Source organism: Armatimonas sp. (assembly GCF_964826245.1).
The window spans coordinates 1-12271 of the sequence record NZ_CBAYMC010000132.1; the positions used below are offsets into that span (position 1 = coordinate 1).

At 57.6% G+C, this 12271-nt stretch carries 13 protein-coding genes; 5 read left to right on the top strand and 8 right to left on the bottom strand.

What is annotated here, in order from left to right; genetic code table 11:
• A partial coding sequence (locus tag AC1XOS_RS13405) for an RNA polymerase sigma factor (protein ID WP_481962728.1) occupies positions 1-299 on the bottom strand: 299 nt, incomplete at its 3' end.
• A 45-nt stretch (positions 300-344) separates the two neighbouring features.
• On the opposite strand from AC1XOS_RS13405, the gene AC1XOS_RS13410 reads away from it, so the two are divergent.
• The 4 genes from AC1XOS_RS13410 to AC1XOS_RS13425 all read left to right on the top strand — a co-directional run bounded on the left by AC1XOS_RS13410 (position 345) and on the right by AC1XOS_RS13425 (position 4624).
• A complete protein-coding gene (locus AC1XOS_RS13410) occupies positions 345-1148 on the top strand; it encodes a sugar phosphate isomerase/epimerase family protein (RefSeq protein ID WP_481962729.1) in 804 nt (267 codons plus the stop codon).
• Between the two features lie 27 nt (positions 1149-1175).
• Positions 1176-2027, top strand: coding sequence for a 6-carboxytetrahydropterin synthase (locus AC1XOS_RS13415; protein ID WP_481962730.1), 852 nt, complete (start codon positions 1176-1178; stop codon positions 2025-2027).
• Positions 2028-2099: 72 nt separating this feature from the next.
• Positions 2100-3104 carry a GTP cyclohydrolase FolE2 gene (gene folE2 / locus AC1XOS_RS13420; RefSeq protein WP_481962731.1) on the top strand — a complete coding sequence of 335 codons (1005 nt, stop codon included), beginning with the start codon at positions 2100-2102 and terminating at the stop codon, positions 3102-3104.
• 92 nt (positions 3105-3196) lie between these two features.
• A complete protein-coding gene (locus tag AC1XOS_RS13425; protein WP_481962732.1) occupies positions 3197-4624 on the top strand; it encodes a tetratricopeptide repeat protein in 1428 nt (475 codons plus the stop codon).
• Here AC1XOS_RS13425 and AC1XOS_RS13430 read toward each other — a convergent pair.
• Complete coding sequence (locus AC1XOS_RS13430; protein ID WP_481962733.1) at positions 4602-5177, bottom strand: hypothetical protein; 576 nt, start codon at positions 5175-5177, stop codon at positions 4602-4604. The two genes, AC1XOS_RS13425 and AC1XOS_RS13430, sit on opposite strands and share 23 nt — an antisense overlap.
• Before the next feature lie 151 nt (positions 5178-5328).
• Here AC1XOS_RS13430 and AC1XOS_RS13435 point away from each other — a divergent pair, with 151 nt between their 5' ends.
• Complete coding sequence (locus AC1XOS_RS13435) at positions 5329-6180, top strand: DUF6777 domain-containing protein (protein WP_481962734.1); 852 nt, start codon at positions 5329-5331, stop codon at positions 6178-6180.
• Here the strand turns inward: AC1XOS_RS13435 and AC1XOS_RS13440 are convergent.
• From AC1XOS_RS13440 to AC1XOS_RS13465, 6 genes are all read right to left on the bottom strand, one after another.
• The gene (locus tag AC1XOS_RS13440; RefSeq protein WP_481962735.1) at positions 6154-6579 is read right to left on the bottom strand and encodes a DUF6278 family protein; all 426 of its coding nucleotides are present in this window, start codon (positions 6577-6579) and stop codon (positions 6154-6156) included. The genes AC1XOS_RS13435 and AC1XOS_RS13440 overlap by 27 nt on opposite strands.
• Positions 6576-7283 (bottom strand): ABC transporter ATP-binding protein, encoded by a 708-nt coding sequence (locus AC1XOS_RS13445; protein WP_481962736.1) that lies wholly within the window; start codon positions 7281-7283, stop codon positions 6576-6578. The genes AC1XOS_RS13440 and AC1XOS_RS13445 overlap by 4 nt, the downstream gene beginning before the upstream one ends.
• A complete protein-coding gene (locus AC1XOS_RS13450; protein WP_481962737.1) occupies positions 7276-8046 on the bottom strand; it encodes an ABC transporter ATP-binding protein in 771 nt (256 codons plus the stop codon). Before AC1XOS_RS13450 ends, AC1XOS_RS13445 begins: the two co-directional genes overlap by 8 nt.
• Before the next feature lie 37 nt (positions 8047-8083).
• A complete protein-coding gene (locus AC1XOS_RS13455) occupies positions 8084-8539 on the bottom strand; it encodes a hypothetical protein (protein ID WP_481962738.1) in 456 nt (151 codons plus the stop codon).
• Positions 8540-8610: 71 nt separating this feature from the next.
• Positions 8611-11505 carry a DNA repair protein RadA gene (radA, locus tag AC1XOS_RS13460; protein ID WP_481962739.1) on the bottom strand — a complete coding sequence of 965 codons (2895 nt, stop codon included), beginning with the start codon at positions 11503-11505 and terminating at the stop codon, positions 8611-8613.
• 3 nt (positions 11506-11508) lie between these two features.
• The coding region (locus AC1XOS_RS13465; protein WP_481962740.1) for an RpnC/YadD family protein at positions 11509-12271 on the bottom strand (763 nt) is incomplete at its 5' end.

The following is a 12271-nucleotide window of genomic DNA, read 5'->3' on the forward strand; positions in this document are numbered from 1 at the left end:
CTGAGGCGCGTGAGATGAGCGCTGATCGCATTGCCGGGTGCGGTATCGGTTTCAAGAAGCGGCAAGGCTTGCGGAGGTGCACTTCGGAGCCGCTTGCGCCAGCAGTTGAGTGCCACGGCGTGCAGGAAAGTTGCCAGTTTGGCGCGCCCCGCAAACCGTGGCCGACTCTGAAACGCCGCGATCAGCGCCTCTTGAGTCAGGTCTTCCGCATCCGCATAGCAGCCCCCGCAGAGCCGCAAGCTCAGGCGAAAGATTCGGTCTCCATGGCTATCGAGCCAGCGCTCCCAGTTTTTATCCACGCTGGTTAGTTCCCTTTTTCCATCATTTTGTTGGATAATAGACGCATGAAATTTACGGTTTTTACCAAGCCCTACAAAGATGAGATTCCGGCACTTGGCAAGCGCGTCGCGGCGCTAGGCGTGGAGGGCATTGAGCTGCCCGTGCGTCCTGGCTATCCGGTGACGATGGACAATGCGGCCACAGAGCTTCCCAAAGCGGCAAAAACTCTGCGTGAGGAATCGGGCATTAGTATTGAGAGCATTGCGCCGAGCTTTACGAGCGACGGTGCAGAGCTGACTCCCCGGCTCTTTGAGGCGTGTGGCAAGGCGGGGATTCCGATCATACGGGTCTGCCCGACGCCGCGTGAGGGTGAGAGCTACCCCGATGCCGAGAAGCGCTGGCAGAAGCTCTTTCTCGGGATGGTGCCCGCGCTGGAGAGCCATAATGTGGCAATTGGCATTCAGAACCACTCGGGGCGCAATGTTCCGGTCCATGCCTTTGGCCTGCGCTCGCTGCTAGCACCGCTGCCCGCCAAGAGTATTGGTGCGGTCTGGGACGCGGCGCACAATGCGCTAGAGGGCGAGAGCGCGGGCTTTGCGCTGGAGCTGATCTACGGGCCGTACTTTAAGATGCTGAACCTCAAGAACGGCTACAAGAAACGCGGCGATGATGGCAAGTGGAAAACTTTCTGGTGCAAGGGCGACGAGGGCCTCTCGGACTGGAAGGCAGTGGCGGAGAACCTCAAGAAGCGGGGCTTTAACGGGACGGTCTGTCTGACGGCGGAGTACAGCGAAGCCAGCGGCGCGGAGAAGTATCTGGCGGCGGACATCGCCTATGCAAAACGCCTCTTTGCGAAGACAGGGAACTAAGACGCGGCTCTTGCGTTCTTTATAGCCGTGGCCACACTCACTTTGCGCCGAAAGGCGATGTTCTCTGCAGCGCACGCGTACTGGTTTAAAGATCGCACCGACGACGAAAATCGGGCGATCTTTGGCAAGTGGGCCTCGCGCTGGGGCCATGGCCATAACTATGAGATCGAGCTGAGTGTTGCCGGTCAGCTGGACGAAGCCACGGGGATGGTGGTCAATATCACCGATGTGGACAAAGCACTCAAGCGGGCCATCCAGCCCTTGCGGGACAAGCACCTCACCTACGAGGTGCCACACTTTGCCACAAATCCCCCGACCACAGAGAATATCGCGGCCTATATCGCTCAGAGATTTAACGCCGAGTTTACCGATCCTGCGGCGCGGCTCACCAAAATAATCGTGGCGGAGACGCCCACCCTTTCCGCTTCCGTAGAATTTAGAGAGTTTCAGGAGAGTAACACAAAACAAATGGTCTCCCTTACCCGCAGCTTAGATTTCGCCGCCGCCCACCGACTCCATGCGCAGGGCCTGAGCGATAATGAGAATCTTGCGATCTTCGGCAAGTGCAACAACCCACACGGCCACGGCCACAACTACGGTGTCGAAGTGACCGTGAGCGGCGAGATTGATCCTAAAACCGGGATGATCGTGGACTTAGTGGCGCTGGATAAAGTGCTGGACACGGAGATCATGGAGCGCTACGACCACAAGCACCTCAACGACGACACCGAAGATTTCTCACACACAAACCCAACTAGTGAGAACCTGACACTAGCGATCTGGAACCATCTTGTTGAAAAAATCCCGGCACCCGCGCGCCTGAAACGTGTTGTCGTAAGAGAAACCGATCGTAACTACTTCGAGTACGAAGGCAACTAAACAAAAAGATGAGATTTAGCCTGCACGGTTTGTCGGAAACAACCAGCAGGCTCTTAGAGAGGAAACCATATCATGTCAAAACCGACCCCAAACTTGACCCCCATGCCCCGCATGTTCTTCCACGAGAGCGACCAGCCCGCTCAGCCTCTAAACGAAGTGGAGCGCCGCTACGATGCGGACTTTGTCGCCACCGAGGCGTACCGAGACTCGCTACCCGACATGTCGCTGACGCGCAATGCCATTCAAGGAGCCAATGTCCCAATCCAGCAAGTGGGCATCTCCGGCTTTCGGCTTCCCCTGCGCTTTGTGAGCGAAGATGGCAGCACGCAGCTTTTAGAGTCTCGCGTCACCGGCTCGGTCTCTCTTGAGGCCAATATCAAGGGCATCAACATGAGCCGGATCATGCGGACGTTTTATGAGCACCAAGACGCAGCCTTCACGCCAGAGATGCTAGCAACGATCTTGCGGGACTACCAGGCCACGGTGGGCGGGCTCAATGCACGTCTCAAGGTCAGCTTCTCCTACCCGATGATTCAGCAGAGCCTCCGCAGTGGGCTCTCAGGCTACCAGTACTATGAGGTGAGCTACCAGGCCAGCCTAGATGCAAAGGGGACGTTGCGACGCTTTGTGATCTTTGACTTTGTCTACTCCTCGGCCTGCCCTTGCTCGGCGGAGCTCTCCGAGCATGCCCGTGCCACGCGTAATGTCTATGCAATTCCTCACAGCCAGCGCAGTAAAGCACGGATCAAGCTGGAGCTTACCGATGGTGCCACGCTCAGCATCGAAGAGATCCAGCGCCACTGCCTCCATGCCCTTAAGACAGAGACACAAGTGATGGTCAAGCGCGAAGATGAACAAGCTTTTGCGGAGCTCAATGGCGCCTACATCAAGTTTGTCGAGGATGCGGCCCGCCTGCTCTCCGAGCAGTTTGATGCCGATGCGCGAGTCAAAGACTTCGAGATTGCCTGTTCTCACCTGGAGAGCCTCCATAGCCATGACGCCATTAGCGTCATCTGCAAAGGTGTGCCAGGTGGTTTCGTGGCAGACTTCACAGATTTCGAGAGCCTGATTTGTTAATATCATGGGAACGTTCCGCGGAACTTAACAGTATTTCACGGTAAGATGTACCGAGCTTGCGCCTTCCCGCGCATTGAAAGGATTCTGTGAGTATGTCCGTGTCCCCCGTGGACTCGCCCAGTACGAAAAAACCACCTCGTCTCGTGGAGCTCCAGCACCTGCTGGAGCTCCGCTGTGGCACCGCTTCTGAAGCCACTCAGGCGCTCTTAGAGGTGTGGCAGACACAGGCACTCTATGCCGCAACCGCGCTAAATCGTATGGCATCCCCGGAGAGTTTGCGCCTTAGTGCGGCTCTTGGTTCACCATCCACGGCAAATACCCATGAAGGTGAGTGCCTCCACAAAGATGCACTTGCACTACAGATGACCTTTGAGCGCCTCGCATCCAGCTACGAGTCTGGACTGAGAGAGCTAGCGACGCAGGGCCTTCAAGCGCTTAAGAATGCCGCGCACTACTCCGGAAGAGAGCAGCAGGAAGAGCTACGTGATGCGTTCAAGCTCCTGAAAGGTGTACTGGACAATCCTCTTGGCAACCGCAACTTTGCCATCTGGTTTGAGTTTGGCTGGACACAGTGGATGCTCCGTGAGCCGCTTGAAACGGTCAGCGAGAGCTTCTACCACGCCGCGCGTCTCTCGGGAAATAGCGGCGACCTCTACCACCTTCATGCCCTGCGCCATCTTGCCTATCTCCAGGCCTCGGCGGGCAAGTGGAGCGAGGCGTGGGAGACCGCTCAGCGTGCCCTGGAGAGAGCAGGCGACGGGTCGCCGTCGGTGTGGATCGAAGCGGCACGCTATGCCCTCGGGGTGGGTGCCCTCTCCCAAGCCCAAGCCTTGCTGGATCGGGCGCTGGATCACAGCCCTGAAAGCGCTTTTGCTCTCTTCTCCGATCCCGACTTGACCCCTCTCTACGGTGCCTGTAGCCAGACGATGGAGCGCTTCGCAACGGCAGCCCATGAGGCCGCTGCCCACGAGCTAGAGCGCCTTCACACGGCTCGGCAGACAGACCAGTATCTGATGGACAAGCTTGGGTTAAAACTTGAGATGCCCCCCATACTTGCTCTCCCCGAGAGCATTCAGTCTAGTAGCCTCTTTGAAGCGCATGCCCTTGCGGCGGCAGCCCATGCAGAGGCATCCCAGATCTTCGATAGTGCCATTGATTTGGTCGAAAAAGAAGAGACGAAAGCCACGGAGAATGCTCGGCGACTCAAAGTCCAGATAGATCAAGCTCTCTCGGAAAAAGCGTACTATGAGGGGAGCCTTCGCAATATCGAAGAGCATGCCCGAGAGTCAGGCTTTTCTTTACACAACTACTCGTTTAACAACCCGTTCTTCCGCAAGCGCAATGGCAAAGCGGAGGATGCTCGCTTTGCCTACGAGTCTTTCCGGCAACAGCTCGCCCAGTGCGAAACCTATCTGAAAGACCATCTTCCCGCCATGGAGGCCGCCTTCGACAAGCATGAGGGCAGGCGGCAAAAAGTCTCTGAGGTGCTTCAGTGGCTTATCGCGAAGCGCGCGAGCTAGTGAGCGTGTAGCCCGTATAGAACTCTCGTACCGCCAGAGTCTCGCCCGTACGCGCAAGAGTAAGGCTCAGACGTGCCATGAGCAGTGTCTGGCCCTTCCCTTCTTTTTGGGCCTGTGGGCTCCCTGTCTCCAAGGTATAGGGAGTCACGGCAGCCAGCACTGTCTTCGGAACCTCACTCTCACGACACTGCGGTGGGAACGCTCCGGTAACCGCAAGTAACTTACGGCGCTTGAGCGTCTTATTAAGCTCATCGCTGAGCTTGCCGACGATACGCCGAATGTCTTCTGGTCGTACTCCCTCCCCGACAAGCTTGGCAAATGCCGCTTCATCGGCGGCCAGCACCACTTGTTCCCGACCTTGTACACCCAGAATCGGTGGCTCACCTGTACTGCTCAGAGAGCGCGAGGGAATCCCCAAAAGAGTCTCCCCAATCTGCGCTGTCACCATGGGGATCATAGCCTCAAGCTGGCCTCCTCTTTCCGCTTTGCCACCACGACACCCCAGCATCACGGTCAGGCAGATCAGACCTACCACACTAGCACTTTTACTCATAAAGCAGGATTCAACATCTTACCCCACTACCCCTTCTATAGGAAAAACTTATAAGTAATTATTGCAGTTTATCCCTCTTAGAATTACGAGGTTTTGTTTATAAAAGAACTTTCTTCGTTTACAATCGAGCCCTAGGCAGTATAATTGCATAGTGAAAAATATTGTGAAAATCCTTAAACCTAGCATCACCCTGATTACAGGATTGGCTCTCGCCACCGCGAGTCTGGCCCAGAGCGATACGGGAACCGCACCGGTCGTCCTGAGCGAGAGCCCTCTCCTGTCCGCCTTTGCGCCTCAGCGTGTACAACCAGGCCGGGATCGCTTTAACAACACTCCTTCTCTCACCAATGAAGGCCTGGTTGAGACCCTCAAAACCAACAAGACTTTCCGTACCAATCTTGCCAAGCACTTTGGGGTTCCTGAGGAGCGTGTGATTGAGTTTGTTCAGGACGCACTCGTTCCACGGACACTCGCACAAGACACCCGTGTGATGAACTATGGGGTCACCAAGTCTGGCTCGATTTATAGCAAGAACACAACCCTGAAAAAAGGAACGCGTGTTTGGGCGACGCGTGATGGCAAGCCTATCCTGAAGTGGGACTGCTCCAATCCCCTCCTGCCTAAGATTCCTGTCTTGCGTGAGCGCCCCAAGCCGACACGGGTGAGCCGAGCCGTTGAGGCTGGCATTCTCGCGCCTCAAGGTGGCTTGCTGGAGCCCGCAGGCCTGGAGGCCCCCGTGGGCATCACACTGGCCATGGACACTCCCGGTGATCCCATAACACCGCCTATCGGTCCGCCCGTTACCTACAAGGATCCACCATCAATCCCCCGACTCCCAACCAGTATCGCACGCACGGGAATTCCCTTGCTCCCTCTCGCGGGGGTTGTGGGCTTGGTGGTGCGTTCGGCATCAAGCCCCAACACCATTCCTGAACCAGGCACTCTGGCCCTGCTAGCCTTGGGAGGCGCCGGTCTACTAGCCCTGCGTCGCCGCAAGCACTAACAGAACATCAAAGTGCTCCTTCAGCCCCGCACCATAGGCTCTCAGTGAGTTTCCCTCAGGCCCTTCGGTGAGGCGGCGGTGGATTTTTTCAAAAGGACGCACTTCAATCCCACCCTGCTCCGTCACAAGAACCAGCCTGGCTTCGGCCCAGTCTTCGGTGAGCTGCCACTGCGCCCCGAGTGTTCGTACAAAAACTTCCCCGAGATAGCAGCCGGTATAGAAGATCACAAGGTCGCGTTGCGGGGTACTCGTCTCTTCAAGCTGCGGGTCAGAGACTGCCAGGAGCTCATCTAGCACGGTGAGCGACTCTGGGGAGTAGTCTAGGGCGTGTCCTCCTGCCGCCGCTTGCCGAACCAGAGTCTCGGCGTAGAGCCCCACACTCTCTAAGGTCAGGGTCATTCGCCCAGGTAGGCTTTCTTGACTTCAGGGTTGGTGCGCAGCTCGGCGGCGGCCCCTTCAAGCATAATGCGGCCTGTCTCCAGAACGTAGCCCCGGTTCGCGACGGCCAGCGCCTTATTGGCGTTTTGCTCCACTAACAGCACCGCTACTTTATGCTCTTGATTGATCGTCGTGATGATTCGGAAAATATCTTGGACGATCACGGGAGCCAGGCCAAGTGAGGGCTCATCCATCATCAGAAGCTTGGGCTTGCTCATCAGCGCTCGGCCAATCGCAAGCATCTGCTGCTCGCCACCTGAGAGCGTCCCCGCGTTTTGCATCAGGCGCTCACGGAGCCGTGGGAAGAGGTTCAGGGAGTACTCATAGTCCGACGCAATCCCCGCTTTATCTTTGCGCAGATACGCCCCCAGCTCCAAGTTTTCCTTGACACTCATGTTGGCAAAGATGCGCCGCCCCTCGGGGCAGTGCACCAGGCCACGGGAGACAATGGTCGCAATGGGAGTCTTGGTGATGTTCTCACCCAGAAAGGTCACACTTCCCCCTTTGGGACGCACCATCCCGGAGGCCGTGCGCAAAAGCGTGCTCTTGCCCGCACCGTTAGCCCCGATCAGGGTGACAATCTCGCCCTCTTCGACCGTGACGGTCACGCCACGCAGAGCATGGATTGCGCCGTAGTAGACATCCAGGTTTTCAAGCTTAAGCATCGTCATCCTCCCCCAGATAGGCCTGGATTACCTTGGGATTGCTCTGGATTTCCTCGGGCGTCCCGTGGGCAATCGGCTCGCCGTAGACCAGCACCGTGATCGCCTCGCAGACTCCCATCACCACGTTCATGTCGTGCTCAATCAACAAAATCGTGACCTTGAACTCATCACGGAGCCGCCGGATGAGATGCATCAGGTCCTCAGACTCCTGCGGGTTCATCCCGGCAGCGGGCTCATCCAGCAGTAAAAGACGTGGCTTGGTGGCGAGTGCACGGGCGATCTCTAGGCGGCGTTGGGCACCGTAGGGCAGGTTGCGTGCTTGCTCATGGCGCAGCTCATCGAGTCCCAGGAGGCTCAGAAGATGCCGAGAATCGTCGGTGACCGACTTCTCTACGCGATCAAACGCAGGTGTCTGGAAGATCGTGGCCGCTAGGCTCGTGTTCTCCCGTACCGATGCTCCCGTGCGGACGTTGTCCAGCACCGTGAGATCCCCAAAGAGGCGAATGTTTTGGAATGTCCGACAGATCCCCCGCTGAGCGATCTCATGTGGTTTCTTCCCCGCCACGGAGATTCCCTCCAAGAGAATATCGCCTTCCGTGGGCGCGTAGACCCCGGTCAGCAGGTTAAAGACCGTGGTCTTACCCGCCCCATTAGGCCCGATGAGCCCGGCCAGATCGCCTTCGTTGATGGTGAGATTGACTCCATTGACGGCGGTCAGTCCCCCAAAGCGCTTGATAACATTTTTGCATTCCAGAAGAGGCATACGAGGCCAGAGTATACCACAAACGCCCTTTTCCCCACTATTCTTGGGGAATGTCACTGTCAAAAAGTCCCTCGGTGTCGAGGATCTTGATAGCGAGCTCAGGGGAGAACTCCTGCTGAACCCACTCGATGGCGGCAAGCACGTCAGCATCGTTGCGCCCACGCCAGAAAACCATCTTGCGAAACTGCACCCTAAGCTCGCCGATGTGCTGCTCCTGGCGCTCGCGGAGCATGTCCAGCTCGTCTTCCAGGCGCGCGACCACCACATCTTGGGCGTAGAGAGAGTCAAGACCCGCTTGTAGCTCGGAGATCAGTCGCCGTGCCGCGTCTTTTTTCTCCTCGGACTCGCCGGATTCTCCCTCATGACGCGTCAGCCAGCCGTTCAGATAGCCGATCAGCGCCTCGCCATCCCGGCGTGGGTTGCCACCACCCACCTGCGCCATAAACGCCTCAAAGGCTTCCTGGTCATCAAAGACTTCATCCGGGACTTCCATTGTGTGCTCCAGCTCTACCGACACTTCAGAGCGACCAACGGTTGCAAGGGTTCTGATGATTTTAATGACTTTTACAAGGGTGGCTTTGCAGGCTGCTGCGGCGCAAGCAGTGCTTTCTCGACAGCCTGACGGACGGTTTCTATTCCCTGCAGCTCCAGCACCGTTCCCTGGGTCTCACGCCCGATATTTTTCTGTGGCAGGATCGCGCCGCCAAAGCCCAGTCCTGCGGCCTCGCGCAGGCGCTTCTCGATCTGTGTACAGCTTCGCACCTCGCCCGCCAGCCCGATCTCGCCCAAAAAGACCTGGTTGCCGCCCACAGGACGATCCAAGAAGCTCCCTGCCACGGCGAGCGCAATCGCAAGGTCCGCCGACGGTTCTTCAACACGCACACCACCCGCCACCGAGACAAAGACATCCATGTTGGCAAGGCTCAGCCCGAGGCGCTTCTCCAGCACAGCCAGCACCAGCGAGACCCGATCCCGGTGCACCCCATTGGTCACGCGGCGTGGACTCGTGAGATAGCTCTGGGCCACCAGCGCCTGCACTTCGACCAATAAGGCCCGCGAGCCTTCCATTGTCGCGGTGACGGTCGAGCCGGGACTTCCCACAGGACGCTCCGCTAAGAACGCTGCGGAGGGATTGTCCACGCCCACCAGCCCCTCAGAGCGCATCTCAAAGATTCCCAGCTCATCGGTGGAGCCAAAGCGGTTCTTCACGGCCCGTAGAATCCGGTAGGTGAGATGCGCATCGCCCTCGAAGTAGAGTACGGTGTCCACCATATGCTCCAGTACACGCGGCCCGGCAATCGCGCCCTCTTTGGTGACATGGCCTACCAGAAAAATAGGAATCCGCTTGCCCTTGGCCAGCGCCGCCAGCGCACTCGTCGCTGCCCGTACCTGGGAGACCGTACCTGGCGCACTGTCCACATCCGGCGAGATCATGGTCTGGATCGAGTCAATGACTAAGTATTTCGGCCTTAATTGCTCCACAAACCCGGCGATCACCCCAATATCTGTCTCAGATGCTAGCAATAGGTCTTTGTGAAGTGCATCAAGACGAACCGCGCGCAATTTAATCTGCTCGACAGACTCCTCCCCCGAGATATAGAGCGTCGTGCCATACTGCGCCGCCAGATTCCCACACAGCATAGACATTAATGTCGAGTTGTGGACGATAAGATCGGCGGCAACAAAATTTGCCTTACCTGGCACCGAGAGATCGTAGACATGAGCGTCCTCCGCAGGGGTCACAGAGACTATCTCATCCCAGAAAACATCGCCGCTTGCCAGGCGCTGAAAATAAGGGGTAGGAAACGCCTCAGCCAGTGCCTCCATCACACGGCGGCTAATCGGTCGCCCCGCACGACGTGGGTACAGAGTGAGCCCCGTACGCTCCAAGACAGTTCGGCGCAACGCCCTCCCCGTCAAGGCACGAAGCTGGAGCCAGAAGTCACTCGGAAGTGGGATGGTATCGTAGTGTGTGGAGCCAAGCTCGGGCTCAGGGAGCGCCGCAATCGTCGCAATGGCGGCATGTCGCCCCCAGATTCCAATCTCACTTAGAAAAGTGCGTACGGTCGGAACCCCCAGAAGCTGAAGCTCATAGGCAGTGTAGGCACTGCCGTTCACGGTGCTCGGTTTTGTTCTAAGTTTCGCCACAAGGCCAAAACGCAGGAGCAAGTGCTGGATGTCCTCGGCAAGCTGACGGCTAATCGTCGAGTACGAAACTCCAACAACCTTTCCTGCATAGACCGAGCCGTCACAAGAGAACAGCACCTTGAGAAACAGACGAAGCTGCTCTTTCGGCAGGCGAAACACAAGCCCAGGAACGGACTTGGTCGCGGCGGTCTGAAAACGCATTCCCAGCGCGTCGAGTGTATGCATCACCGGCGACTTTCGCGCACCAAGCGAGAGTGCTTCAGGCGCAAGCTGGTCTTGTGTGCCACCAATCGCCTCCATCAGTATCCCAGCCTGTTGAGGGGTTGGGATACCACGACCATGCCGCCATGTCATCATTTGTCGGTAGGAAAATCCACTCCGCCGTGCCCACTCAGCCCACGATAGCGCGTGCTGCTCGCGAATCTGGCACAGAGCCTCTTGGACTGTCCGTCGTGCCTGGAGACGATCCGCGTAGGGCACCACAAACCGAAAATGCTTTGCCTGTGTCTTGGCCTTGTCATAGACACAGAGCGTAACACCAAGTGCCTGAGCGAGCCCTTTTAGGTCTTCGGCTACCTCAGGAAGGAGACTGGTAACCGTGATCTGCTTACCTGCACTTCCATCCGAGAGAATGTAGGCAATCAGGCGCACTAGTGCATCGGGTTGCGACTCACTCCCAAAGAAAGGCAAGCGGCGCGGGGTTGCAATTTGCGTGCGCGGACAGAGCGCCCCGACGGGTCGCCAGCCATCAATGGTTAAGACGGGATGTGTCTCAGTGCAGCGTAGCGTTCTCCCCAAACGCGTGGTGACAAGTACCGTAGGCTGTATTCCCTGCGGCAAGAATGCCGATACGGCTGCCCCAGAGAGCGTATTGCCAGACTCCTCCAGCGCCACCACGGGGTAGCAGCTTTCTGCCCAGTCCGTGATGAGCCGCAGTGCCCCTGTCGCGGGATCAAGAATACGTGTCTCACCGACCACGCACTTTCCAATCCCTGGTTCGCCCCCAATAAGGGTCAGCGAACCGGGGACGATTCCGCCACCTAGTACCCGGTCAAACTCGGGGATGTAGGTAGACTGCCGCTCCCGCTCACTGATCTCGATCTCGGTGATGGGCCGGGGCCGTGAGTTCGCCGCGCCCATGTGCGAGAAGTTGCTGCCCCCCGCACGAATCTGCGCCGTGAGGGTCTTGGTCTCGCGGATCACCTCTTCGACGAGGCTGTTCCACTCCCCACAGCTCGGGCAGCGCCCCGCCCACTTCGGCTCCACATGAGCACACTGCTGACAGACAAACCTTGTGGTTGCTTTTGCCAAGTTCTAGTCCGCCAAGAAATCCGACCAGCTTGTAGCCGTCAGAAGGCGCTGTGCAAGCATCTCAAGCCGCTCTCGTGAGGTCGCTTGTAGCACACCAACCACCTCGTCGGCGGGTGTACCAAACCGTTGCCGCCCCAGTAGCAAGATAAGATTCCGTGCCTCGGTAGCCGCGCCAAGCTCTCTTCCTTGCTCAAGACCTTGCTCAAGACCTTGCTCAAGACCTTGAGCCATGCCCTTATCAAGACCTTCTTGGATCAACGCTTGGTAGGTAGACGATAGTTCTAGTACATTTCTGCTCATCAGTTTCTCCACAAACTCTCGGGGATATTTTAGCCCCATTAAGACAAAAGTCGCCGTTCGGAGCTGCTCGGCCTCGCTCGGTTTCACACGGCGATCTAGACGCTCATTCACCGCCTGTACCACCTCACGCACTTCCGCACGGGAGACCTTGGCAACCGGCGCAAGAGGCAAGAGTGCATTGCCTCCCTCCAGAAAGACCGCAGGGGGGAGCTCCCAGATACGAACCACCTCATAAGAAAAATGGTGGATGGCCTGCCCCGGTTGCCGCCAGATATCAAGCTGCCCACGCAGAGTTTTATGACCACTAAAAGGTCGCAACAGGATTAGAATGGTCTCCACCGGAATTTGCAGGCGACGGGTATAGAGAACGTTGTACTCCCATGCCCGCGCTTCAAGCTCAGGATCAGGCCCCGCCTGAAACTCCACGTGGAGACCATAAGGCGGAACGGTATTGACCCGCAGGATT